Origin of the sequence: Croceicoccus hydrothermalis (genome assembly GCF_022378335.1) — a bacterium.
Classification (GTDB): Bacteria; Pseudomonadota; Alphaproteobacteria; order Sphingomonadales; family Sphingomonadaceae; genus Croceicoccus; species Croceicoccus hydrothermalis.
The window spans coordinates 322,278-346,004 of the sequence record NZ_JAIQCI010000006.1; the positions used below are offsets into that span (position 1 = coordinate 322,278).

General features: G+C 63.1%; 23 protein-coding genes and 1 pseudogene. 2 read left to right on the top strand and 22 right to left on the bottom strand.

From position 1 onward, the window contains the following. From K4G67_RS06935 to K4G67_RS07020, 18 genes and pseudogenes are all read right to left on the bottom strand, one after another. Window positions 1-753, bottom strand: a complete 753-nt coding sequence (locus K4G67_RS06935; RefSeq protein ID WP_239805638.1) for a biotin--[acetyl-CoA-carboxylase] ligase — start codon at window positions 751-753, stop codon at window positions 1-3. After that, the gene (gene nuoN / locus K4G67_RS06940; RefSeq protein ID WP_239805639.1) at window positions 746-2,212 is read right to left on the bottom strand and encodes an NADH-quinone oxidoreductase subunit NuoN; all 1,467 of its coding nucleotides are present in this window, start codon (window positions 2,210-2,212) and stop codon (window positions 746-748) included. Before nuoN ends, K4G67_RS06935 begins: the two co-directional genes overlap by 8 nt. Further along, on the bottom strand, window positions 2,212-3,753 hold the full coding sequence (locus K4G67_RS06945; protein WP_239805640.1) for an NADH-quinone oxidoreductase subunit M: 1,542 nt from the start codon (window positions 3,751-3,753) through the stop codon (window positions 2,212-2,214). The genes nuoN and K4G67_RS06945 overlap by 1 nt, the downstream gene beginning before the upstream one ends. 21 nt (window positions 3,754-3,774) lie before the next feature. Then, window positions 3,775-5,841 (bottom strand): NADH-quinone oxidoreductase subunit L, encoded by a 2,067-nt coding sequence (gene nuoL / locus K4G67_RS06950; RefSeq protein ID WP_239805641.1) that lies wholly within the window; start codon window positions 5,839-5,841, stop codon window positions 3,775-3,777. A gap of 7 nt (window positions 5,842-5,848) precedes the next feature. After that, window positions 5,849-6,154, bottom strand: coding sequence for an NADH-quinone oxidoreductase subunit NuoK (gene nuoK, locus K4G67_RS06955; RefSeq protein WP_202083826.1), 306 nt, complete (start codon window positions 6,152-6,154; stop codon window positions 5,849-5,851). After that, complete coding sequence (locus K4G67_RS06960; protein ID WP_239805642.1) at window positions 6,151-6,768, bottom strand: NADH-quinone oxidoreductase subunit J; 618 nt, start codon at window positions 6,766-6,768, stop codon at window positions 6,151-6,153. Before K4G67_RS06960 ends, nuoK begins: the two co-directional genes overlap by 4 nt. 27 nt (window positions 6,769-6,795) lie before the next feature. Further along, entirely contained in the window at window positions 6,796-7,281 is a 486-nt protein-coding gene (gene nuoI, locus K4G67_RS06965) for an NADH-quinone oxidoreductase subunit NuoI (protein ID WP_202083821.1), read from the bottom strand. Between the two features lie 86 nt (window positions 7,282-7,367). Further along, a pseudogene (gene nuoH / locus K4G67_RS06970) lies at window positions 7,368-8,417 on the bottom strand (NADH-quinone oxidoreductase subunit NuoH); the annotation flags it as partial. Further along, on the bottom strand, window positions 8,414-10,420 hold the full coding sequence (nuoG, locus tag K4G67_RS06975; RefSeq protein ID WP_239805643.1) for an NADH-quinone oxidoreductase subunit NuoG: 2,007 nt from the start codon (window positions 10,418-10,420) through the stop codon (window positions 8,414-8,416). The pseudogene nuoH and the gene nuoG, both read right to left, overlap by 4 nt. A gap of 108 nt (window positions 10,421-10,528) precedes the next feature. Beyond that, the gene (nuoF, locus tag K4G67_RS06980; RefSeq protein ID WP_239805644.1) at window positions 10,529-11,812 is read right to left on the bottom strand and encodes an NADH-quinone oxidoreductase subunit NuoF; all 1,284 of its coding nucleotides are present in this window, start codon (window positions 11,810-11,812) and stop codon (window positions 10,529-10,531) included. Then, window positions 11,812-11,949, bottom strand: a complete 138-nt coding sequence (locus K4G67_RS06985) for a hypothetical protein (protein ID WP_239805645.1) — start codon at window positions 11,947-11,949, stop codon at window positions 11,812-11,814. Before K4G67_RS06985 ends, nuoF begins: the two co-directional genes overlap by 1 nt. After that, window positions 11,949-12,125 (bottom strand): hypothetical protein, encoded by a 177-nt coding sequence (locus K4G67_RS06990; RefSeq protein ID WP_239805646.1) that lies wholly within the window; start codon window positions 12,123-12,125, stop codon window positions 11,949-11,951. The genes K4G67_RS06985 and K4G67_RS06990 overlap by 1 nt, the downstream gene beginning before the upstream one ends. Continuing rightward, window positions 12,125-12,793, bottom strand: a complete 669-nt coding sequence (locus tag K4G67_RS06995) for a complex I 24 kDa subunit family protein (protein WP_239805647.1) — start codon at window positions 12,791-12,793, stop codon at window positions 12,125-12,127. The genes K4G67_RS06990 and K4G67_RS06995 overlap by 1 nt, the downstream gene beginning before the upstream one ends. Continuing rightward, window positions 12,793-14,004, bottom strand: coding sequence for an NADH-quinone oxidoreductase subunit D (locus K4G67_RS07000; protein WP_239805648.1), 1,212 nt, complete (start codon window positions 14,002-14,004; stop codon window positions 12,793-12,795). The genes K4G67_RS06995 and K4G67_RS07000 overlap by 1 nt, the downstream gene beginning before the upstream one ends. After that, window positions 14,001-14,909 (bottom strand): NADH-quinone oxidoreductase subunit C, encoded by a 909-nt coding sequence (locus K4G67_RS07005; RefSeq protein ID WP_239805649.1) that lies wholly within the window; start codon window positions 14,907-14,909, stop codon window positions 14,001-14,003. The genes K4G67_RS07000 and K4G67_RS07005 overlap by 4 nt, the downstream gene beginning before the upstream one ends. Then, window positions 14,909-15,514 (bottom strand): NuoB/complex I 20 kDa subunit family protein, encoded by a 606-nt coding sequence (locus K4G67_RS07010; RefSeq protein WP_239805650.1) that lies wholly within the window; start codon window positions 15,512-15,514, stop codon window positions 14,909-14,911. The genes K4G67_RS07005 and K4G67_RS07010 overlap by 1 nt, the downstream gene beginning before the upstream one ends. Next, window positions 15,505-15,879: an NADH-quinone oxidoreductase subunit A gene (locus tag K4G67_RS07015; RefSeq protein WP_202083808.1), complete on the bottom strand. Its 375-nt coding sequence runs from the start codon at window positions 15,877-15,879 to the stop codon at window positions 15,505-15,507. Before K4G67_RS07015 ends, K4G67_RS07010 begins: the two co-directional genes overlap by 10 nt. Window positions 15,880-15,987: 108 nt before the next feature. Further along, window positions 15,988-16,455, bottom strand: coding sequence for an SH3 domain-containing protein (locus tag K4G67_RS07020; protein WP_239805651.1), 468 nt, complete (start codon window positions 16,453-16,455; stop codon window positions 15,988-15,990). A gap of 23 nt (window positions 16,456-16,478) precedes the next feature. On the opposite strand from K4G67_RS07020, the gene K4G67_RS07025 reads away from it, so the two are divergent. Together K4G67_RS07025 and K4G67_RS07030 are read left to right on the top strand one after the other, a co-directional pair. Continuing rightward, window positions 16,479-16,622, top strand: coding sequence for a hypothetical protein (locus K4G67_RS07025; RefSeq protein WP_239805652.1), 144 nt, complete (start codon window positions 16,479-16,481; stop codon window positions 16,620-16,622). Window positions 16,623-16,631: 9 nt separating this feature from the next. Next, window positions 16,632-17,642: a 2-hydroxyacid dehydrogenase gene (locus tag K4G67_RS07030; protein WP_239805653.1), complete on the top strand. Its 1,011-nt coding sequence runs from the start codon at window positions 16,632-16,634 to the stop codon at window positions 17,640-17,642. Window positions 17,643-17,652: 10 nt separating this feature from the next. On the opposite strand, the gene K4G67_RS07035 is transcribed toward K4G67_RS07030, so the two are convergent. From K4G67_RS07035 to K4G67_RS07050, 4 genes are all read right to left on the bottom strand, one after another. Next, entirely contained in the window at window positions 17,653-19,059 is a 1,407-nt protein-coding gene (locus tag K4G67_RS07035; protein WP_239805654.1) for an NAD(P)H-dependent flavin oxidoreductase, read from the bottom strand. Continuing rightward, the gene (locus K4G67_RS07040) at window positions 19,056-19,874 is read right to left on the bottom strand and encodes a class I SAM-dependent methyltransferase (RefSeq protein ID WP_239805655.1); all 819 of its coding nucleotides are present in this window, start codon (window positions 19,872-19,874) and stop codon (window positions 19,056-19,058) included. The genes K4G67_RS07035 and K4G67_RS07040 overlap by 4 nt, the downstream gene beginning before the upstream one ends. Continuing rightward, window positions 19,874-21,001, bottom strand: a complete 1,128-nt coding sequence (gene prfB / locus K4G67_RS07045) for a peptide chain release factor 2 (RefSeq protein ID WP_239805656.1) — start codon at window positions 20,999-21,001, stop codon at window positions 19,874-19,876. Before prfB ends, K4G67_RS07040 begins: the two co-directional genes overlap by 1 nt. Before the next feature lie 180 nt (window positions 21,002-21,181). After that, entirely contained in the window at window positions 21,182-23,722 is a 2,541-nt protein-coding gene (locus K4G67_RS07050) for a penicillin-binding protein 1A (RefSeq protein WP_239805657.1), read from the bottom strand. Between the last annotated feature and the right edge of the window lie 5 nt (window positions 23,723-23,727).

Here is a 23,727-nt window from a genome sequence, read left to right on the forward strand (position 1 = left end):
TCACTCATCTCCTTTGCCGGCGATCATCGCCACTTCACCCGCATAGATGGCGCGTTCCCGGCCATCCGCAAGGCCAAGCCTCAGCGATCCATCGGGCCCGAGCCCCGCATAATGCCCCGTCACCGTCCCTTCACCCGGAGTGGTGGCGGACAGAAGCGCGCCCCGCGCCGGACCTCGCGCCATCCAGCGCGACACGATCTCCACGAGGCCAGCCCCGCGCCAGAGCGCCAGAAATACGGCGAACTGATGCCCAAGTTCATGGGCGAGCGCATCGCGTCCGACGTGGACCCCCAAATCGGCAAGCGCCGCCGTAGCGGCACCGTCGATCTGTGGTGCGCGGGCGATGTTGACCCCGATCCCGGCCACGACCGCGTCGCCCTGCCGTTCCAGCAGGATTCCAGCGATCTTCGCCCCCTCCCACAGCACGTCATTCGGCCATTTCAACGTCAGCCGCCGTGTATCGGCAAGTGCCGCCGCGATCGTTTCATAGACGGCCAACGCCGCCACGAGCGCCAGCGTATGGGCCGCGGGGGACCCGTCATTCAACGCGATCACGGTCGATCCCATGAAATTGCCAGCGCCATCATGCCATTCGCGGCCAAGCCGTCCCCGGCCCGCCGTTTGCCGGTCCGCGACGAGCCATGAACCTTCGCGAACCGTTTCACCCCGTGCGCAACGGGCCAGCAATTCGGTATTCGTCGATCCGATCGAGGATACGACCTCGATCGGCGAAGGCACGACCCGATCAGACAATCAGAAACAGCGCAAGCGCCGCCTTGTCTGCCAGCGAACCCAGCCACGGCGTAAGCAGGTAACCCAGCGGCGAGATCACGATGCACGCAAGGGCGAGAATGACCTTGTGCGATGTCTGCGTCACGGGCGCGACACGATCGACCGGTTCATCGAAAAACGCGATCTTTACGATCTTGATATAGTAGAACGCGCCGATGACGCTCGCCGCGATGCCGATCGCGGCCAGTACGATAAGATCGGCGTTCACGGCCGCCTCGAAAACGACGAACTTGCCCCAGAATCCGAACAGCGGCGGAATGCCCGCAAGGCTGAACATCACGGCCAGCAAGGCCCATGCGAGCGCGGGGCGAGTCCGCGACAATCCGGCGAAATCGTCGATCGATTCGATCGCGTTTCCATCGGCATCGCGCATCATCAACACGATGACAAAACCCGCGATCGACATGAAGACGTAGACGAAAAGATAGACGAGCATGGCCGATGCGCCCTGCGGCGTCGCGGCGGCAAGACCGATCAGCAGAAAGCCGATATTGTTGATCGACGAATACGCCAGCAGACGCTTGATATTGGCCTGCCCGATGGCACCGAGTGCACCGACCACGATCGATGCGAGCGCGACGAATATCACGATCTGCTGCCAGGCATCGACCTGCGCGCCGAACGGCCCGAACGCCACCCGCATGGTGAGCGCCAGCGCCGCGACTTTCGGCGCGGTGGCGAAGAACGTCGTTACCGGCGTCGGTGCACCTTCGTAAACGTCGGGCGTCCACATGTGGAACGGCACGGCGCTGATCTTGAAGGCAAGTCCGGCCAGCACGAAAATGAGCCCGAACAGCGCGCCTGTCGACAATGGCCCACTCAGCACGAAACGGACAGCCGCGAAATCGGTGCTCCCGGCGAAGCCGTAGACAAGACTCATCCCGAACAGGATGATCCCGCTCGCCAGCGCGCCAAGGATGAAATATTTGAGCCCCGCCTCGGCCGAACGTTCGTCGGTGCGCAGGAACGCCGCCAGGACGTAGGCCGCAAGGCTGTTGAGTTCGAGCCCGATATACAGCGTCAGGAAATCGGTCGCCGCCACCATCATGTTCATGCCGAGCACGGCGAACAGGATCAGCACCGGGTATTCGGCGCGCATCGCTCCGTGACGGTCAAAGAAACCAGGCGCCACCATGAGCGCCACGGCCGCCGACAGATAGATGAGCAGCTTGGCAAAGGCGGCAAAGGCATCGGCCGTATACTGCCCGCCAAACGCGACGGTTTCCGGCCCCATCAACCCTTCGCCCAGAGTGGGCGCGGCGATGAAGGCACAGACCGCGAGAACGGCGACCGCGGCCATCGAAATCACCTTGGATGCCCGGTCGCCCATCCACGCGGCGGCGAGCAACAGGAAGAGGCCGCCGACCGTGAGCACTTCCTCGGCCGCGATCAATTGCAGGGATTGGGAGAAATCGTTCATCAGTGTGCTCCCCCCTCATGCGCGGCTTCGATGGCGGCGGCACGCGCCTCCGCGTTCGGCAACGCGAGATGCGCGTCACTCGCGGGCGCGGCGGCGGCAATCCGTTGATCGAGCCATTCGATATCGGCGCGCATCGGGGCCAGAAAACTTTCGGGATAGATACCCATCCACAGGGTCGCGGCGGCCAGCGGGATCAGCATGGCCCATTCACGCTTGTCGAGATCGGGCATTGCGGCGGCATCGGCACTCACCTGTTCACCAAACGCAACCCGGCGATAAAGGAACAGCATGTATCCCGCCCCCAGGATGATGCCCGTCGTGCAGACAAGCGCGAGCCAGCTCGAAATCTCGTACATGCCGGCAAGGCTCAGGAATTCGCCGACGAAGCCGCTCGTGCCTGGAAGACCGATGCTCGCCATGGTGAAAAGCAGGAAGAACAGCGCATAGCGCGGCATATTGATCGCCAGCCCGCCATAACGCGCAATCTCACGCGTATGCAGACGGTCGTAGATGATACCGACGCACAGGAACAGCGCGCCCGATACGAGCCCATGGCTGAGCATCAGGATCATCGCACCTTCCAGCCCCTGCACATTGAATGCGAACAGCGCGCCCGTCACGATCGCCATATGCGCGACCGAAGAATAGGCGATGAGCTTCTTCATGTCCTGCTGCACCAGTGCGACGAGGCTGGTGTAGACGACCGCCACCATGGACAGCCCGAAAACGAGCCATGCAAATTGCGCGGAGGCATCGGGGAACATCGGCAACGAGAAACGGATGAAGCCATAGCCGCCCATTTTCAGCAGCACGCCGGCGAGGATGATCGACCCCGCCGTCGGCGCCTGAACGTGCGCATCGGGAAGCCAGGTATGCACCGGCCACATCGGCATTTTGACGGCGAAGCTGGCGAAGAACGCGAGCCAGAGCCACGTCTGCGCCCCGGTCGGGAAATCGTAGGCCATCAGCGTCGGAATATCGGTCGTGCCCGCCACGTTCGCCATCCAGAACATCGCGATCAACATCAACACCGAGCCGAGCAGCGTGTAGAGGAAGAATTTATACGACGCATATATCCGGTTGTCGCCGCCCCACACCCCGATGATCAGATACATCGGGATCAGGCCGGCCTCGAAAAAGATGTAGAACAGGAAAAGATCCTGCGCCGCGAAAACGCCGATCATCAGCATTTCCATCAGCAGGAACGCCGCCATGTATTCACCCACGCGGGTTTTTACCGACAGCCAGCTTGCCGCGATGCAGATCGGCATCAGGAACACCGACAACACGATGAGCATCAGCGCGATGCCATCGATGCCGAGCGCATAGCTGAAACCGGCGAACAGTTCCGCCCGTTCGACGAATTGCCACTGCGCGCCGCCAACGTCGAAGCTCGCCCAAAGCGCGATACCGAGCAGCACGTCGGCGAGCGTGGCGGCGAGCGCAATCGCGCGCGCCGTCCCCGCATTGACGAAGAAACAGGCGATGGCCCCGGCAAGCGGAACCAGAAGCATGAGGGAAAGGATGGGAAAACCGTCCATTATTCGTGTCGCGCCCCGTCCTTAGCGTGCAATGGCCCAGCTGATCGCGGCGACCAGCCCAAGCAACATGATCAGCGCATAGCTGTAAAGATAACCAGACTGCACCTTGGCGGCGAGCCGGGACCCGCTGGCCACGACGCGCGCGGCGCCATTGGGGCCGAACCGGTCGATGAAGCCGACATCGCCCCATTTCCAGAATTTGCGACCAAGCCAGAAAGCCGGGCGCACGAACAGGAAATTATAGAGCTCGTCGAAATACCACTTGTTCTTCAGGAACGTGTATACGCCTCCGAACTTCCTGACGAAACCGGCAGGCGCCGCCGGGTTGCGGATATAATTGTTCCACGCAATAGCAAGCCCGATCAGCATCACCACGAAGGGCGCGTATTTCACCCACAACGGCGTTTCGTGCAGCGCATGGATTAGACCCTCGTTATAGAAGATGCTGCCGTTCCAGAACGCTTCGCTGTCGATGAAAGCGTGGTTGAACACGCCGCCTGCGAATACCGCGCCCAGAGACAGCACGATGAGCGGGATCAGCATGACGATCGGGCTTTCATGCGGGTGATAGCCTGCGGTCGCGTCCGCCGCCGTATCATCGGCGATGACCGGTGCATGCGGGTCGTGGCCGGCATCCTCCTGACGTGCGGGATTGTGATCGTCGGGCTCGTGCTCGCCATGATGCACGGCATGCTGGATATGTTCCGATTGCGACCAGCGCGGTTTGCCCCAGAACGTCAGGAACATCAAACGCCAGCTGTAGAAGCTCGTCAGCAGAGCCGCGAAGATACCGAGCGCGAAGGCGAGATAGGACGTTTCCGTGCCGCGTGCGAAGGCCGCCTCCAGAATGGCATCCTTCGAGTAGAAGCCTGCAAAGCCGAGATGCAGTGCATAGAGACCAACGCCCGTGATCGCCAGCGTGCCTGCCATCATGGCCCAGAACGTGACCGGGATGCGTTTGCGCAGCGCGCCGTAATACCGCATGTCCTGCTCATGATGCATCGCGTGGATGACCGAACCCGCACCGAGGAACAACAGCGCCTTGAAGAAGGCATGGGTGAACAGGTGGAACATCGCCGCGCCATAGGCGCCGACACCCGCCGCAAAGAACATGTAACCAAGCTGTGAACAGGTCGAATAGGCGATGACGCGTTTGATATCGGTCTGCGTCGTGCCGACGGTCGCGGCGAAGATACAGGTCAACGCACCGACCACCGTCACGACGGCGAGCGCGATCGGCGCGGCCTCGAACATGGGGGACAGGCGGCACACCATGAACACGCCTGCGGTCACCATCGTCGCCGCGTGGATAAGCGCGGAGACCGGTGTCGGCCCCTCCATCGCGTCGGGCAGCCAAGTGTGCAGGCCAAGCTGTGCCGACTTGCCCATCGCACCGATGAAAAGCAGCAGGCACAGGATCGTCATCGTGTCGAGCCGCATGCCGAGAAACGTGATGCTGGATCCGGCCATGCCCGGCGCAGCAGCGAGAATCTCCGGAATCGATACGGTGCCAAAGACCAGGAACGTGCCGAAAATCCCGAGCATGAAGCCAAGATCGCCCACGCGGTTGACGACGAACGCCTTGATCGCGGCGGCGCTTGCGGACGGTTTGCGGAACCAGAACCCGATCAGCAGATAGGACGCCAGCCCCACCCCTTCCCAGCCGAAGAACATCTGCACCAGATTGTTCGCGGTTACCAGCATGAGCATGGCAAAGGTGAACAGTGACAGATAGGCGAAGAAGCGCGGCTGATCCGGATCCTCGTCCATGTACCCCCAGCTGTAGAGGTGGACGAGCGCCGACACGGTCGTGATCACGACCAGCATCACGGCGGTCAACGTATCGACGCGCAGCGCCCAGTCGAACACCATGCCGCCGGACCGGACCCAGTTCAGCACCGGAACGACCGTCCCGTCGACGTCGCCGCCAAGATAGGTCAGGAAAATCGGCCAGGATAGCGCGCACGACACGAACAACGCGCCGGTCGTCACGACCTTTGCCGCGAAACTGCCGATGGCGCGATTGCCCAGCCCCGCGACAAGCGCGGCCAGCAAGGGCAGGAAAACGATGATCGAAATCGACGACACGACCGGCTTACCCCTTCATCCGATTGACGTCGTCCACCGCAATGGTGCCACGGCTCCGGAAATAGATGACCAGAATGGCGAGCCCGATGGCCGCCTCGCCCGCCGCAACGGTCAGCACGAACATCGCGAAGACCTGTCCGACCATGTCGTTCAGGAACACGCTGAACGCGACGAGATTGATGTTCACGGCGAGCAGGATGAGCTCGATCGACATGAGGATGACGATGATGTTCTTCCGGTTGAGGAAGATGCCGAGCACGCCCAGCACGAACAGGATCGAGCTGATCACGATATAATGTTCGATCCCGATCACAGCCGCACTCCCTTCCCCGTTTCCGGGTTCGCCTTGTAAGTCGCGTCTTCGGGCCGGCGCGCGATCTGTTGCGCGATATTCTGCCCGCGCACCTCGCTACGCTGACGCAGGGTCAGCACGATCGCACCCACCATGGCCACCAGAAGCACGACGCCCGCCGCTTCGAACAGGAAGAGATAGCGGCCGTAAAGCAGCGCACCCAGCGATTCGATGTTCGATTCGCCAATCATGGGGGCCGCAGTGCCGTCCGCCATGCCGATATCCAGCCCGCCTGCGCGATAGGCGCCAAAGCCCAGCACGAGCTCTGCCAGCAGAACGATGGCAAGGATGATGCCGAACGGGAAATTCTTCACGAAACCGGCCCGCAATTCGGCAAAGTCGATGTCGAGCATCATTACCACGAACAGGAACAATACCGCGACCGCCCCGACATAGACGATGACGAGCAGCATCGCGATGAATTCCGCCCCAATGAGAATCATCAGCGCCGCCGCATTGAAGAAGCAGACAATCAGCCAGAGCACCGAATGCACCGGGTTGCGTGCCATGATGACGAACACCGCCGACAGGATCAGCAGCGCCGCGAACAGGTAGAAGGTTATGGTCTGAATCATGGTTTCATCATGTCCCGCGCCGCGCCCCTAGCGGTAGGGGGCGTCCGCTTCAAGGTTCGCGGCGATCGCGCGTTCCCACTTGTCCCCGTTTGCGAGCAACTTCGCCTTGTCATAGAGCAGTTCCTCGCGCGTTTCGGTCGAATACTCGAAATTCGGCCCCTCGACCACGGCATCCACCGGGCAGGCTTCCTGACAGAAACCGCAATAGATGCATTTCGTCATGTCGATGTCGTAGCGCGTCGTGCGGCGGCTGCCGTCCTCGCGCGGTTCCGATTCAATCGTGATCGCCTGTGCCGGGCACACCGCCTCGCACAGCTTGCACGCGATGCAGCGTTCCTCGCCATTGGGATAGCGGCGCAGCGCATGTTCGCCGCGGAAACGGGGCGACAGGGGGTTCTTCTCGAAGGGGTAGTTGATCGTCGCCTTCGGCTTGAAGAAATACTTCAGCGTCAGCGCATGCGCCTTCACGAATTCCCAGAGGGTGAAGCTCTTGACGAGCTGTGCGACACTCATTGAACGTCCTCGATCCTGCAAAGCGGGGAAACGGGCGCGCCCTCTATGGCGCCGCGCGCGACCATGCAATTCGATTGATAGGCATCGCCGTCATAGCGCGTCAGCATCAGCCAGCCCGAAACGAGCACCACGAACACCAGGCTCAACGGCAGGAACACTTTCCAGCCAAGCCGCATCAGCTGATCGTAGCGGAAACGCGGCACGGTCGCCTTCACCCAGCTGAAGATGAAGAAGAAGAACAGGATCTTCAACAACAGCCAGAAAATGCCCGGAATGTCGAACCACGGGATCAGATCGATATTGAGCGGCGGCAGCCATCCGCCAAAGAACAGGATCGCATTCAGCGCGCACATCAACAGCACGTTGGCATATTCGCCGAGCCAGAACAGCGCGAAGCTCATCGACGAATATTCGGTCTGATACCCCGCGACGAGTTCCGATTCCGCCTCGGTCAGGTCGAAAGGCGCACGTGCGGTTTCCGCAAGCGAGGAGATGAGGAACATCACCCACATCGGGAACAGCAGGATATTGAAGACAAACCCGTTCACCAGCCCGAACCCGTGCCCGACCTGCGCCAGGATGATCCCGTTCAGATTGCTCGTGCCGGCGTAGAGAATGACGCAGATCAGGATGAAGCCGATCGAAACCTCATACGAAATCATCTGAGCTGCAGCGCGCATCGCACTGAAAAACGGATATTTCGAGTTCGACGCCCAGCCCGAGATGACGACTCCGTACACACCCAGCGAACTGATCGCCAAGACATAGAGCAGGCCGACATTGATATTGGCCAGCACCATTCCCGGCCCGAACGGAATGACCGCCCATGCCAGCAGCGCCACGGTAAAGGTGATGATCGGCGCGATCAGGAACAGGCCCTTGTTCGCCGCCGATGGAATGATCGTTTCCTGAAGAAACACCTTCAACCCGTCGGCAAAGCTTTGCAGCAGGCCGAACGGGCCAACCACATTCGGCCCGCGCCGCAGCGCGATCGCCGCCCAGATTTTCCGGTCGGCATAGATGATCATCGCCACACCGAGCATCAACGGCAGCGCGATCAGCAATACGCCGATGACGGTGGCCAGAAACCACGCCCAGCCATAGGCCATGCCCAGATCTACGAAGAAAGCAGTCATTCCGCGGCCTCCGCCACTTCTTCCCCGTGCAGCAATTCGGCCGAGCAGCGCTGCATCGTCGGACTGGCGCGGCAGATTGCGTTGCTGAGGTAGTAATCTTTTACCGGATAGGCGTCGATCACGCCCGATGCCTCGCCGCCGCCCGCGGGCAATGTCGCCCCGAATTCAGCCAGTCCGTCAATCGCGAGCGACGGTACCTCTTTGTGCATCGCGCTGCGCAATTCGTCGAAGCTGTCGAAACCGACATTGACGCCGATCGCGTCGGCAAGCGCGCGCAAAATGGTCCAGTCCTCGCGCGCGTCGCCGGGCGCGAAGACCGATTTTTCCGAACGCTGCACCCGCCCCTCGATATTGACGTACGTGCCGTGCTTCTCGGTATAGGCTGCGGCGGGCAGGATGATATCCGCCGCATGCGCACCCTTGTCGCCGTGATGGCCGATATAGACCTTCAGGCTTTGTTCGAACGGGGCGTAATCCATCTCGTCCGCACCCAGCGACAACAGCACCCTGGGCGAGGCGTCCGCAATGGCCTTCATGCCGCCGGCCTGCGCATAGCCGAGCATCAGGCCGCCCATCCGCGCCGCCGGCGCATGCAACGCATTGAACCCGTTCCAGCCATCGCGCACCAGCTTCCACTCGCCCGCCAGCGCAAGCAAGCGGCCAAGGGCGCCGCGCGCCAATGCCGCGCCGCCGGCAATGATCGCGGGACGTTCCGCCGCGGCCATCGCATCGGCCAGATCGCCGGACACATCGTTCAACCCGCCAAGATCGTTTCCGAGGAAAGTGACGGGATACGTCGTTTCCCATTCGGGTCCCATGATGAACACCTTCGCCCCGCGCTTCACCGCCTTGCGGATGCGCGTGTTGACGAGCGGTGCTTCATGCCGGATCTGGCTGCCGACGATGAGGATGCAATCGGCTTCCTCGATCCCGGCAAGACCGGAATTGAAATTCAGCGCCGCCATGCTGGAGGTGTCGTACACCATGCCATTCTGACGCCCCTCGATCAGCGAGGAGCCCATGGCCTTGAGCAAGGCCTTCGCCGCAAACAAGGTTTCGCAATCGACGAGATCGCCATGCACGGCGGCAATGCTGTCGTCCGGTGCCGCATCGCGGATCATGCCGAATGCCTCGTTCCAGTCGGCGGCCTGCAGCTTCCCCTCGCGGCGGATCCACACCCGGTCGAGACGGCGGCGCGTCAGCCCGTCGAGCGCATGACGCCCCTTGTCCGTGAGCCATTCCTCGTTCACGTCGTCGTTGACGCGCGGCAGAATGCGCAGCACCTCGCGACCGCGGCTGTCGATGCGGATATTGCTGCCGACGCCGTCCATGACGTCGATGCCCGGCACCTTCTTCAATTCCCAGGGCCGCGCCTCATAGGCATAGGGCCTGCTGGTCAGCGCACCGACAGGGCACAGATCGACGACATTCGCCGACAGTTCATGCTTTGCCGCATGTTCCAGATAGGTGGTGATCTGCATGTTCTCGCCGCGATACAGCGCGCCGATTTCGTCCACACCGGCGATTTCCTCGCTGAACCGGACGCAGCGCGTGCAATGGATGCAGCGCGTCATGATCGTCTTGATCAACGGGCCCATGTATTTCTCGGTCACGGCGCGCTTGTTCTCGTGATAGCGCGTCGCGCCGCGGCCATAGGCCATCGACTGGTCCTGAAGATCGCATTCGCCGCCCTGATCGCAGATCGGACAATCGAGCGGGTGGTTGATGAGCAGGAACTCCATCACCCCTTCGCGCGCCTTCTTCACCATTTCGGTGTCGGTACGGATTTCCTGGCCTTCGGTCGCGGGAAGCGCACAGCTCGCCTGCGGCTTGGGCGGTCCGGGCTTCACCTCGACCAGGCACATGCGGCAATTGCCCGCGATGGACAGCCGTTCGTGATAGCAGAAACGCGGGATTTCCTTGCCAGCAAGCTCGCACGCCTGCAGCACGGTGGCCCCTGCGGGCACCTCGAGTTCCTGTCCGTCGACGGTAACCTTAGGCATATCGGGAATTCTTCTCTGCTTGGGTCGGCGCCGCCGCGCCAGTATGCGCGATCACACGTTGCGCGCGTGCTAGCGACATTGACGCGCCTGTCAAACCGTATGCCGCCATCATTCCGCCGCTTCCGGCAGGTTCGCGCCGATCCGGCGCTCCAGCTCGGGCCGGAAATGGCGGATCAACCCCTGGATCGGCCATGCCGCCGCGTCACCGAGCGCGCAAATGGTGTGCCCTTCGACCTGCTTCGTCACTTCGAACAGCATGTCGATCTCTTCGGGCGCGGCGTCCCCTTCGCGCAGGCGCTCCATCACGCGCCACATCCATCCGGTGCCCTCACGGCAGGGGGTGCACTGGCCGCAGCTCTCATGCTTGTAGAAATAGCTGATCCGCGAAATCGCGCGAACAATGTCGGTCGTTTTGTCCATGACGATGACCGCCGCCGTGCCGAGGCCCGAGCCCAGCTCCTTGAGCCCGTCGAAATCCATCGGCGCGTCCTTGATCTGCGCCGCGGGCACCAGCGGCACCGAAGACCCGCCCGGAATCACGGCCAGCAGATTGTCCCATCCGCCGCGAATCCCGCCGCAATGCTTCTCGATCAGCTCGCTGAACGGGATGCTCATCGATTCCTCGACGACGCAGGGCTTCTCGACATGGCCCGAAATCTGGAACAGCTTCGTGCCCTTGTTGTTCTCACGCCCGAAACTGTTGAACCAGTTCGCGCCGCGCCGCATGATCGTCGGCGCAACCGCGATGGATTCCACATTGTTGACCGTGGTCGGGCACCCGTACAGGCCCGCACCGGCCGGGAACGGCGGTTTGAGGCGCGGCTGCCCCTTCTTTCCTTCCAGGCTTTCGATCATTGCGGTTTCTTCGCCGCAGATATACGCGCCCGCACCGCGGTGGACGAATACGTCGAAATCATAACCCGAACCGCAGGCGTTCTTGCCCACAAGCCCTGCATCATAAGCCTGCTGTACGGCGGCGAAGAGCGTTTCGGCCTCGCGGATATATTCGCCGCGGATGTAGATATACGCCGCCCGCGCCCGCATCGCGAAACCGGCGACCAGCGCCCCCTCGATCAGCTTGTGCGGGTCGTGGCGGATGATTTCGCGATCCTTGCAAGAACCCGGCTCGGATTCGTCGGCGTTGATCACGAGGAAGCTCGGCCGGCCATCCTTCGATTCCTTGGGCATGAAGGACCATTTCATCCCCGTGGGGAAGCCCGCCCCGCCCCGGCCGCGCAGACCGCTGGCCTTGATCTCGTCGATGATCGCGTCCTGCCCCTTGGCGAGGATCGCCTTCGTATCGTCCCAGTCGCCGCGCGCCTGCGCCGCCTTCAGGCCCCAGTCCTGAAAGCCATAGACATTGGTGAAAATACGGTCCTTGTCGGCGAGCATCACAGCCCTCCCAGCACGAAAAGCGCGGCGATGAGCAGGATCGCCAGCAAAGCCAGCGTCTTGAGCGCGCCTTTCAGAAATTTCCAGGCAATCGCGATGGCGATCACCGCGACGATCAGTGTCGGCACCAGTTCCATCAGTCCTGCCCCTCGCCACGCGTGCCGCGACCCTGCGCGACGAACACCGCGCCCAGCGCCAGGAACACCGCGCCAAGCGCCATGTTACCGACCGCGAAGAACGCAATCGATGCGATAAAGAACATGACCGCGGCGACGCGGTAATTGCGGATATCGGACGGGGTCGCGCGGGCCATCACCATTCGCTCCGGTAATCGTGGTTCGCATCGACCATTTCGCGCAAGGTTGTCGGCCCGCCGGACGGTTCGCTGGTGTGGCGCCCCGGTTCCTGCGTGCCTTCCTTCGGCGTTTCGCCGGCCGCCAGCGCATCGAGCACGGCGTTCAACCGGTCAGGCGTCAGATCTTCGTAATTGGCGTCGTTGATCTGCACCATCGGGGCGGTCGCGCAATTGCCCATGCATTCCACCTCGGTCAGCGTCCAAAGCCCGTCCTCGGTCGTGTGCCCCTTGGCCATGCCGCGCGCCTTGCAGGCGGCGATGATATCGTCCGACCCGCGCAACATGCATGGCGTCGTCCCGCATACCTGCACGTGGAACCGGCCCACCGGCGCCAGATTGTACATGGTGTAGAACGTCGCGACCTCGACCACGCGAATGATCGGCATGTCGAGATAGGCGGCGACATATTCCATCACCGGAATGGGCAGCCAGCCCTGCGTCTGCGTTTCCGCGCCGACCTGCCGCTGCGCCAGATCGAGGAGCGGCATCACCGCGGATTTCTGCCGCCCGTCGGGATAGCGCGCGACGATCTCCTTCGCCTTTGCCGCATTGTCGTCCGTCCACGCAAACGCGCCCCAGCGCGCGCGCAATTCCGGCGTATCGGCTTCGAGATAACGGTCGGCCATTAGCGGTCACACTCCCCGAACACCACGTCGATCGCGCCCAGAATGGCGGTCGCGTCGGGCAACATATGGCCCTTGCACATGAAATCCATCGCCTGAAGATGGGAGAACGCCGTCGGCCTGATCTTGCAGCGATAGGGTTTGTTGCTGCCGTCACTGACGAGATAGACGCCGAATTCGCCCTTGGGGCTTTCGGTCGCGACATAAACTTCGCCGGCCGGCACGTGAAAGCCTTCGGTGTAAAGCTTGAAATGGTGGATGAGCGCTTCCATCGACTGCTTCATCTCGCCGCGCTTGGGCGGTGCGACCTTGCGGTCGAGCGTCGCGATCGGACCCTCCGGCATTTCGGCGATGCACTGCTTGATGATTTTCGCCGACTGGTACACTTCCTCGACGCGGACCATGAAACGGTCGTAGCAATCGGAGTTGGTGCCCACCGGAATCTCGAAATTCATGCGGTCGTACACGTCATAGGGCTGCGACTTGCGAAGGTCCCATTCGATGCCCGCCGCGCGGATCAACGGGCCGGAAAATCCCCAGGCCAGCGCGTCTTCCTTGCTGACCTTGGCGATATCGACGTTGCGCTGCTTGAAAATGCGATTGTCGAGGACGAGGCTCATCGCATCGCCGAACAACTCGGGCAGGCGCGTATCGCACCAGTCGCCAATATCGGTGAGCAGCTTGAGCGGAACGTCCTGATGCACGCCGCCGGGCCGGAAATAGGCGCTGTGCATGCGAGCGCCCGATGCGCGCTCGAAGAAATTGAGGCAATCCTCTCGCAGTTCGAACACCCACAGGTTCGGCGTCATCGCGCCGACATCCATGACGTGCGAACCAATGTTCAGCAGATGGTTCGAAATCCGCGTCAGTTCCGCAAACAGCACGCGCAGATATTGCGCCCGCTCCGGCACCTCGACATTGAGCAGCTTCTCGATCGCCAGCACGTAGCTATGCTCCATGCACAGCGGCGAACAGTAATCGAGCCGGTCGAAATAGGGCAGCGCCTGAAGATAGGTCTTGTGCTCGATCAGCTTTTCGGTGCCGCGATGGAGCAGGCCGACATGCGGATCGACACGCTCGATGATCTCGCCATCGAGCTCCATGACCATGCGGAGCACGCCGTGCGCCGCTGGGTGCTGCGGCCCGAAATTGATCGTGTAGTTCGTGATCGTCTCATCGCCCGTGGTCGGCGATTGTTCGAGCGTCATGCTCATGACTTGTCTCCGTCCTGCGCGTCCTCGTCGGCGCGCGGATCGTCCTCGTTCACTTGCGTTCCGGCGGCGGTATCGGTGGTCCTGCCCGCGCGTGGAGGCTGACCGGGCTGATCCTCCGTCGGCTCGGGGGCCGGCGCCTCATCGCCGCCGTCCTTCGTCGTTCCTTCACCGGCGGCAACCGGTTTCGCAGCCTTCGCATCGGCCTTTGCGCCAGCGCCGGTCTGTTTCGCGCTTTCTGTCGTTTTCGGCTCGTCGGCCTTGGGCGCGCCGCGGGTCTGCGCCTCGGTCGGCTCCGCCTTCTCATCGCCGGGAAGGACGTAATCCGCGCCCTCCCACGGGCTCATGAAATCGAACTGGCGCAAATCCTGCGCCAGCTCGACCGGTTCGTAGACGACGCGCTTCTCATCCTCAGAATAGCGCAGCTCGACATGTCCGGTGAGCGGGAAATCCTTGCGGAACGGATGCCCTTCGAAGCCATAATCGGTAAGGATGCGGCGCAGGTCCGGGTTGCCGGCGAAAAGCACGCCGAACATGTCGAACACCTCCCGCTCCAGCCATCCGGCGACCGGCCACAGATGCGTGACCGTCGGCACCGGCGTCGCCTCGTCCGTGTTGACCTTCACCACGATGCGGTGGTTCTTCGTGAGCGACAGCAGGCAGTAGCAAACCTCGAACCGTTCGGGACGCTGCGGATAATCGACACCGGCGATTTCCATGAGCTGCTGATACTCGTGCGAATCGCGCAGGATACGCAACGCATCGGGCAAATGCTCGCGCCCGACGCGAAGCAGGATCTCGCCATGCTCCTCATGCGCGTCGACCAGCATCGAACCCAGCGCCGCGCTCAGCGTATCTCTTACCCCTTCGTTCGAGGTGATCTTCGGTGCGGAATGCCGGACAGCCATCAGCGTTCCACCGTGCCGATGCGGCGGATCTTGCGTTGGAGCTGCATCACGCCATAGAGCAGCGCTTCTGCCGTGGGCGGGCATCCAGGCACGTAGATGTCGACGGGCACGATCCGGTCACAGCCGCGCACGACCGAATAGCTATAGTGATAATAACCGCCGCCATTGGCGCAGCTGCCCATGCTGATCACATATTTGGGATCGGACATCTGATCGTAAACCTTGCGCAGCGCGGGTGCCATCTTGTTGCACAGCGTTCCGGCCACGATCATCACGTCCGACTGCCGCGGCGAGGCGCGCGGCGCGACGCCGAACCGCTCCATGTCATAGCGCGGCATGTTGACGTGGATCATCTCCACCGCACAGCATGCAAGGCCGAAGGTCATCCACCACAGCGAGCCGGTCCGCGCCCACTGAAACAATTCCTCGGTACTGGTGACGAGGAAACCCTTGTCGCTGACCTCGGCATTGACCGAGTTGAAGAAATCGGGATCGGGCGCACGTTCGCCATGAAGGGCGGGATTATGCGCCGCGCCGGACACGGTGGTACCCGGCGGGTTCGGGGTCCTGGGGCTGGCGGCCAGAGGCGTGTCGTTCACTCCCATTCCAGCGCTCCTTTCTTCCATGCATAGGCATAGCCGATGATCAGCTCGCCCAGAAATATCATCATCGTGATCCAGCCCGGCCATCCGGTGAGGTCGAGGCTGACGGCCCAGGGGAACAGGAACGCCGCCTCAAGATCGAAGATGATAAACAGGATCGCGACGAGATAGAATCGCACGTCGAACTGGCTGCGCGGATCCTCGAACGCGGGAAAGCCGCATTCATATTCCGAGTTTTTCTCGGCATCGGGATTATGCGCACCCGTCAGGCGCGACACGCCCATGGGCAGAAACACGAAGAGGGCCGAAAGCCCCAGCGCGATCCCCAGGAATATCAGGATCGGCAGATATTGCGAAAGGTCGACCAAAATCAGACTCGCCGGCTAAGAGACTCGTGCCATGCCAGATACATCGCACTTGCGAAAACGCCCTAGGCAATGCCCCGCCACAGCGCAAGGGGGCGACGCCGCCGACGTTCAGGGCTCGCCCTCGCCCCAGATGCGGTTCGCCGCGACATAGCCCGCTCTCTCGCCTATGGAGATCGCGCACCATCCGCCCCCGCATTCGCCGAGATTGCCGACCACGCCCGGCTCCAACCGCCAGAGCAGCGGCGCCGTTTCGCTGCCCTTCGCGCGCATCGGGGCAAGCGCGTCACCGGTCACGATGACCGTGCGTTCGAGCGAGAGAAAGCGCGACACGATCCATCCGCGCGCGCCGTCCGGGTCCTCGACCAGCCGCCACCCGCTCAACCGCCGGACGACCTTCACCGGCAATCCATCGCGCTGATATATCCATTCGATCGCGTAATTCTCGCCCGGACCCGACCGCATGTTGGCGCGGGACACCTGGATGGAGGCCCAGTACGGCACCTCCTCCTCGGCATGAACGGGTGTGCCCGGTGCGAGCACGGCGACGAGAAGGGCGGACAGGAACCTTGCAAGCATGACGAATCGCAATAGCCCCGCCGGTGCGCTTCGGGCAATATCGCAATACGCGGCCCTATCGCGCGCCGGAGCGCTATGCCCGACTGGACGCGCGAGCCCATGGCGGCACGCTCTCCGCCGCCATGCTGCGGGCCGCCCCCTTGACCCGCGCGGCAAAGGGGTCGTAGCGCCGCAATATGGCCGACGAAATTCCCCAGCGCCGCATCGACGGCAAGCCCCGCATCGCCGTCACGCGAAAGCTCCTCCCCGCGACCGAAGCGCGCATGCGCGAATTGTTCGATTGTCGGCTGAACGAGGATGACGGCGCGCTTTCGCAGGGAGCATTGGTGGAAGCGGCGCGGACATGCGACGTGCTGGTCCCCACCGTCACCGACCGGATCGATGCGGAATTGATCGAACAGGCGGGCGACCGCCTGAAACTGATCGCGAATTTCGGTGCGGGCACCGACCATATCGACCTTCGCGCCGCACGCGCGCGGCAGATCATCGTGACCAACACGCCGGGCGTCTTTACCGACGACACCGCGGACATGACGATGGCGCTGCTCATCGGCGTGATGCGCCGTATGCGTGAGGGCACCATGCTGGTCCGGCGCGGCGAATGGGGCGGTTGGGCGCCGTCGGCGATGCTGGGCCGAAGGCTCGGCGACAAGGTGCTGGGCATCGTGGGCATGGGCCGCATCGGGCAGGCGGTCGCCCATCGCGCCCGCGCCTTCGGCATGAAGATCGTCTATCACAATCGCCACCGCCTTCCGCAAGCGGTGGAGCGCATGTTCGCCGCCGATTATTGCGACACGCTCGACGATCTGCTCGCCATGTCCGATATCGTCACGCTGCATTGCCCGGCGAGCGCATCCACGCATCAACTCATCGACGCTGGTCGCATCGCCGCGATGAAGGAGGGCGCCGCGCTCGTCAACACGGCGCGCGGCGACATCGTGGATCAGGACGCGTTGATCGCCGCACTGGAAAGCGGGCATCTGTGGGGCGCGGGGCTCGACGTGTATCCGGACGAACCGCATGTCGATGCGCGCCTGCTCGCCCATCGCAACACCGTGACGCAGCCCCACATCGGCAGCGCGACCGAGGAAGGCCGCGCCGCATCGGGCGACCGCGTCATCGCCAACATCCGCGTATGGGCCGACGGACACCGCCCGCCGGACCAGGTTCTCGAAGGGTGGCTCTGACGCGGGGCGATTATTCGCCGGTCAGGATGCGGTCGACCAGTTCCTTCACCGTCGGCGTGAACCCGTTGGAATAGAACGGATCCTGCTTGAAGCGATAGGCCGCGTGCCCTGCAAACATCAGATTGTTCTCCACCGGATCGCCATGGGCGATGTCCTGCAACGTCTTTTGAATACAGAAGCTGCGCGGGTCGGCCAGCCGGCCCGTGGTGTAATCGTCATGATCCTTCCATGACGAAAACGAACAATGCGACAGACACCCCATGCAGGCGGCCTGATCCTCCCGAATGGTGGCGCGTTCCTCCGGCTCGACAAAGACGACGGTATCGTCGGGCGTTTTCAGCGCTTCGGTAAAACCGGCGGCGTGCCAGGCGCGGGCGCGTTCGCGATCCTTCGGCGCGACCCAGAAATTCTTGCCCTTCACCCCGACGTCGAGTTGCACCGTATGCTCGCCCGCCTCGACCCGGGAATAGGGGATCTGCCGCTCCGAGCGCGCCTCCAGCGATTTGAGGAAACGCGTGCGCACCGCCGAGGAGTAGAACCCCGTCGGCGAAAACTTGTGCAGCAACACATCGCCCGGCTCCAGTTCGCGCAGCGCGTCCTTCCACCCCTGCGGGATCGGGCTTTCCTCGGTGAGCAGCGGACGCGTGCCGAACTGAAACGCGATTGCGCCAAGCTCGGGATTGTCGATCCAGTCGTTCCATTCCTTCAACGCCCAGACGCCGCCGGCCATCACGATCGGCACGGTGTCGGCGATGCCTTCCTTGCGCATCATGTCGCGCAGCGTCTTCACGCGCGGATAGGGATCTTCGGGCTTCAACGGATCCTCGGCATTGGAAAGGCCATTGTGCCCGCCCGCGAGCCACGGATCCTCGTACACCACCGCCGCCATGAGGTCGGGCACCTTGGAATAGGAGCGTTTCCACAAGGCGCGGAACGCCCGGCCCGAACTCACAATCGGGAGGTAGTGGACGTTGTGCTTCTGCGCGATGTCGGCGAGTTTATACGGCATGCCCGCGCCGCAGGTCACGCCGGTCACGAGATCGCTGGTCTCGGACAGGATACCCTCGAGCACCTCCTGCGCGCCGCCCATTTCCCACAGCACGTTGATGTTGATCGCGCCCTTGCCACCGGCGATTTCATGCGCGCGGCGCACCTGTTCGATGCCGCCGTCGATGGCATAGCGCACGAGCTGCTCGTGCCGCTCCTTGCGGGTCATCTGCTCGTAAAGCTGGGGCACGATCTTGCCTTCGGCGTCATAGCTGTCGGCGTTTACGGCGCTCACCGTGCCGATGCCGCCGGCCGCCGCCCATGCGCCGGAGCTGGCATGATTGGTGGCAGAGACGCCCTTGCCGCCCTCGATCACCGGCCAGACTTCGCGTCCACCATAAACGATAGGGGTCAACCCTTTGAAACTCATGATAATGCGTCCCTGTTCGCATGACCGCGCGCGGCGGTTTCCTGCATTGCGTTCGCCGGCATTCCGGGCGCCGCGCGCGCGACGTCCTGCTGGCAAGGTTCAATATCCGATGGGTCCGGCCGGGGACCCCTGCTTTCGAAACGGGCGTAATAGCCGGCCAGCTCCGGCCTGCGGGTGAATTCGGCGAGCGAATAGCCCACCGCCTCGAATTCGCAGAACAGAAGCTTTGGCGGGATCCCGTGCGCATCGGTCGCGCGGTCGACATCGACGACGATCACCTGCCCATCGGGTTTCAGCGCGGACCGCAACCGCCACAAAAACGGATAGGGTTCGGCCACCTCGTGATACATGTGCACAAGGAAGATCCGGTCGAAACTGTCGGCGGGAAGCCGCGGATCATCCTCGCTGCCCAGCTTGATCGACACGTTATTGAGCCGCTCGCGCTCCACCCGTTGTCCCAGCCGGTCGAGTGCGCCGCGGTCGATATCCTGTGCCAGTACGCGGCCGCTGCCGCCCACGCGTTCGGCAAGCCGGGTGGTGTAATACCCCTCCCCCGCGCCGATGTCGGCCACGGTCATCCCCGGCGCAATATCGGCAAGCTCCATGACGGTCGCCGCTTCGCGCCGGTCGTCGCGGTCCTGCTCGTTCGAAAACTGGTTGCTGGTGATGCGCGACACGGGGCGGTCGGCTTTCGGAAAATCGCGCGCGGTATCGGGGCGGCCATCGTCGCCCTGGCTCCCACCGCACGAAGCCAGCGCGAGCAGCACGCCCGCGCTTGCCACGCGCCACCATGTCGGGAGGGCGGTCCCGTTCATCAATCGTCGTCCTCGACCTCGACCTGCTCGCCCGTGACCTTCTGCGCGAGCGCGGCGGAAATGAACGAATCCAGCCCGCCATCCAGCACATCGGTCGGATTGGTCGACACGTGCCCGGTGCGCAAATCCTTCACCTGCTGATACGGTTGCAGGACATAGGAGCGGATCTGATGACCCCAGCCGATTTCGGTCTTCGCCTGATATTCGCCGCTCGCCGCCGCCTCGCGTTCGGCGAGTTCCTTTTCATAGAGCCGCGCCTTCAGCATGTTCATGGCCGTGGCGCGGTTCTTGTGCTGCGAACGGTCGTTCTGGCTCGCGACGACGATGCCGGTGGGCGTGTGGGTGATACGCACGGCGGAATCGGTGGTGTTGACGTGCTGCCCGCCCGCACCCGACGCGCGATAGGTGTCGATCTTGAGATCGGCGGGGTTGATGTCGATCTCGATATCGTCGTCGATCACCGGGTACACCCACACGCTGGAAAAGCTCGTGTGGCGCCGCGCCGACGAATCATACGGGCTGATGCGGACGAGGCGGTGCACGCCGCTCTCTGTCTTGGCGTAGCCATAGGCGTTCTCGCCCTTGACCAGCAGCGTCGCGGACTTGATGCCCGCCTGTTCGCCCGCGTGATAATCGACGATCTCGACCTTGAAACCGCGCCGCTCAGCCCAGCGGGCATACATGCGCTGCAACATCTCGGCCCAATCCTGGCTTTCGGTCCCGCCGGCGCCGGCGTGCACCTCGATATAGGTGTCGGATCCGTCCGCCTCCCCCGAAAGCAGCGCCTGCACTTTGTCGGTGTCGGCCCGATCGGCCAGCCGCGCGAGGCTGGACAGCCCTTCGTCAACCACGGAATCATCGCCCTCGGCCTCGCCCAGTTCGACGAATTCGACCGCATCGGCCATTTCCGCAGAGATGGTCTTTACCGCGCCGATGGACGATTCCAGCCGGCCGCGTTCACGCATCACCTCTTCCGCACCCTTGGGATCGTCCCAGAGCGTCGGATCCTCGACCCGCGCGTTAAGCTCGTCCAGCCGCCGCAGCGCCCGATCCCAGTCCAGCGAACGGCGGATGAGCGCGAGCGCGGCATCGATACGGTCAATATGGGCCTGCCCTTCGGCACGCATGGCAATCTTCTCCTGAGCGGGGCATCGCGGTGGATCGCCCGCCTTGCCGCCGGCAATGCGGCGGCGCCTGTTTCGAAACGCCGGTCAATCCGGCCCGTCGTGTGCCGCTCTAGGGATGGCGCGGCGCGGTGGCAATAGGCGCCCGCCCGCCCCGCGCGATCCCGTTACAGAGCGGATGGATCAGTAGATGCCGCCCTGATCCTCCAGGAAGGTATCGTCGATCTGCTGTTGCTGCTCGCCCGAATTGCGGCGTACAGGGCCCGAACGGCTGGTGGTCGTGCGCTCCTGCATCGCGGCACGCAGGGCCGAAATCGCGGCCATGCGCCGTTCCTCCAGCGTCTGCCGATTGGCCGAACGCTTGGGCTCGGTATCGGGTTTGAACGCTTCCCAGATGATCGCAGGCTTCGGATCGTCCGTCGGCCAGCCTTCGAAGACGCGCTTGCCCGAACGGCGGTCGATCCGGACCATGCGGATCCCCTCCGGCGCGCGCACCGGCTTGTCGGGCCAGCGGTCCTTCGCCTCTAGGATAAGATCCTTCACGATCGGCGCCGCGAGCGAGCCGCCCTGCGCATAGCCGCCCATCGAGCGCGGCTGATCGAAGCCGAGATAGACGCCTGCGACCAGATCGGCCGAACCGCCCATGAACCACACATTCGTCGGCCCGTTGGTCGTGCCCGTCTTGCCAAAGAGCGGCAGGTCGAGATCGCGCAGCCGCGTCGCGGTCCCGCGCTGTACCACGCCTTCGAGCATGTGAACCACCTGATAGGCGGTGGCAGGGTCCATGACCTGCTTGCCCGCACGCGGCAGGCGCGGCATCGGGCCGCCGTCATATTCGGCCATGTTGCACCCTTCGCAGCGGCGCTTATCCGAACGCCAGATCACCTTGCCGTTGCGGTCCTGCACATAATCGATGAGCGTGGCATCATATTGCCGGCCCAGATTGGCGAGCATCGCATAGGCATTGACCATGCGCGTCACGGTCGTTTCGCCCGCGCCCAGGGCGAAGGAGAGATAGGGTTCGTAATCGCCGATGCCGACGCGGCGGAACGTGTCGGTCACATTGTCCATGCCGGTGTCGTTCGCGATCTGAATCGTCATCAAATTGCGCGACTGTTCAAGGCCCCATCGCATCGTCTGCATTCCCGCGCCGCGCTGATTGGCGAAATTGCGGAAACATTTTTCGCCCAGATCCGCACCCTGCCACACGCAGAACGGCGCGTCGTTGACCTGCGTCGCGGGGGTCATGCCGGCATCGAGACCGCTGGCATAGACGAACGGCTTGATCGTGGAGCCGGGCTGGCGTTTCGCCTGCACCGCGCGGTTGAAGGAACCGAGCCGCGAATCGAAGCCGCCCTGCATCGCCATGATGCGCCCGGTGTGCGGGTCTTCGACCACCAGACCGCCGGAAATTTCGGGCACCGTCTGCGTGCGCCAGCCATCCCCCTGCGGCGAGGCGACGATGACATCGCCCGCCTTCATCGCGTCGGGCAGGACGGAAAGCGGATAGGTCTCCCCATCGGAAAAGCCGATGCGAGCGGTATTGCCATCGCGTTCGGTCACGACGCCCACGCGCCAATCCTTGTAATCGATGGCAAGGTTCGAGACGATGAGCTGCGTCTGCCAGCTTTCGTCCATGTTGATCGTCGCGATCGGCCCGTGCCAGCCGCGGCTGCCGCCATATCGCATGATGCCCTTGCGCAGCGCGGTGCGCGCCGCGCGCTGCAGCTCGGTATCCATCGAGGTGCGCACCCACAACCCGCCGGCATAGACCGAATTCGGTCCGTCCTCGGCATTCTCGCCATATTTGTCGATGAGGCGGCGCCGCACTTCCTCCACGAAATAGCCCGATGCCGTGTCGTAATCGGTGCTGCGCCGGGGTTTGAGGCCGAGCGGCTGCGCGGTCGCGCGGTCCACCTCGGCCTGGCTGGCCCAGCCATTGTCGGCCATCTGCTGCAACACGTAATTGCGTCGGGCCAGCGCGAGATCGGCATATTTGGCGCGGCTATACCGTTCGGGCGCCTTTGGCAGGATCGCGAGGAACGCCGCCTCGTGCAGGTCGAGATCGCCGACATCCTTGTCGAAATACGCGCGCGATGCCGCCTGCACGCCGAAACTCTGCCGGCCCAGCGGTATCTCGTTGAGATAGAGTTCGAGAATCTCTTCCTTCGTCAGCACGCCTTCGATCCGGCGGGCGAGAATCATTTCCTTCAGCTTGCGCGTGACCGAATATTCGTCCCCGACGAGGATGTTCTTGGCCACCTGCTGCGTGATGGTGGAGCCGCCCTTGGCGCGCTGTCCCGATCCCATCTTGCTGACATAATCGACGACCGCGCCGGCAAGCCCTGTGTAATCGACGCCGCCATGGCTCCAGAACGTCTTGTCCTCCGCCGACAGGAACGCATTGATCAGCGGCTCCGGAAAATCGACGAAGCGCAGCTGCACCCGGCGTTCGCGCGCATAGCTGTTGATGATTTCGCCGTCCGCGCCGCGTACCATGGTGGGCAGTGGCGGCTGATAGGTGAGCAGGCGATCCGCCGATGGCAACCCCGCGCCCAGCAAGGCATAGGCGCCCAATGCCACCGCAACGCCCAGGACGAACAGGATCGAGAGCCAGCGAAACAGCCGGCTGGCCCGCCAGCGTTCACCGATCCGGGCGCCCAGAACGGAAAGATCGCCGCGCGCACGGGCGAGAAAGTTTTCGGATTTTGTCGATGCTGTCATTTCGC

Excerpts from the sequence above, each read along its gene's own strand:
- nuoG (WP_239805643.1), bottom strand. The coding sequence starts at position 10,420 with ATGCCTAAGGTTACCGTCGACGGACAGGAACTCGAGGTGCCCGCAGGG.
- K4G67_RS07020 (WP_239805651.1), bottom strand. The coding sequence starts at position 16,455 with ATGCTTGCAAGGTTCCTGTCCGCCCTTCTCGTCGCCGTGCTCGCACCG.
- K4G67_RS07005 (WP_239805649.1), bottom strand. The coding sequence starts at position 14,909 with ATGGCTGTCCGGCATTCCGCACCGAAGATCACCTCGAACGAAGGGGTA.
- K4G67_RS06985 (WP_239805645.1), bottom strand. The coding sequence starts at position 11,949 with ATGGAACTGGTGCCGACACTGATCGTCGCGGTGATCGCCATCGCGATT.
- K4G67_RS07000 (WP_239805648.1), bottom strand. The coding sequence starts at position 14,004 with ATGAGCATGACGCTCGAACAATCGCCGACCACGGGCGATGAGACGATC.
- K4G67_RS06945 (WP_239805640.1), bottom strand. The coding sequence starts at position 3,753 with ATGGACGGTTTTCCCATCCTTTCCCTCATGCTTCTGGTTCCGCTTGCC.
- nuoI (WP_202083821.1), bottom strand. The coding sequence starts at position 7,281 with ATGAGTGTCGCACAGCTCGTCAAGAGCTTCACCCTCTGGGAATTCGTG.
- K4G67_RS06960 (WP_239805642.1), bottom strand. The coding sequence starts at position 6,768 with ATGATTCAGACCATAACCTTCTACCTGTTCGCGGCGCTGCTGATCCTG.
- nuoF (WP_239805644.1), bottom strand. The coding sequence starts at position 11,812 with ATGCTCGCCGACAAGGACCGTATTTTCACCAATGTCTATGGCTTTCAG.
- nuoN (WP_239805639.1), bottom strand. The coding sequence starts at position 2,212 with ATGAACGATTTCTCCCAATCCCTGCAATTGATCGCGGCCGAGGAAGTG.
- K4G67_RS07040 (WP_239805655.1), bottom strand. The coding sequence starts at position 19,874 with ATGAACGGGACCGCCCTCCCGACATGGTGGCGCGTGGCAAGCGCGGGC.
- K4G67_RS07030 (WP_239805653.1), top strand. The coding sequence starts at position 16,632 with ATGGCCGACGAAATTCCCCAGCGCCGCATCGACGGCAAGCCCCGCATC.
- K4G67_RS06995 (WP_239805647.1), bottom strand. The coding sequence starts at position 12,793 with ATGGCCGACCGTTATCTCGAAGCCGATACGCCGGAATTGCGCGCGCGC.
- K4G67_RS06990 (WP_239805646.1), bottom strand. The coding sequence starts at position 12,125 with ATGGCCCGCGCGACCCCGTCCGATATCCGCAATTACCGCGTCGCCGCG.
- prfB (WP_239805656.1), bottom strand. The coding sequence starts at position 21,001 with ATGCGTGCCGAAGGGCAGGCCCATATTGACCGTATCGATGCCGCGCTC.
- K4G67_RS07050 (WP_239805657.1), bottom strand. The coding sequence starts at position 23,722 with ATGACAGCATCGACAAAATCCGAAAACTTTCTCGCCCGTGCGCGCGGC.
- K4G67_RS07035 (WP_239805654.1), bottom strand. The coding sequence starts at position 19,059 with ATGAGTTTCAAAGGGTTGACCCCTATCGTTTATGGTGGACGCGAAGTC.
- K4G67_RS07010 (WP_239805650.1), bottom strand. The coding sequence starts at position 15,514 with ATGGGAGTGAACGACACGCCTCTGGCCGCCAGCCCCAGGACCCCGAAC.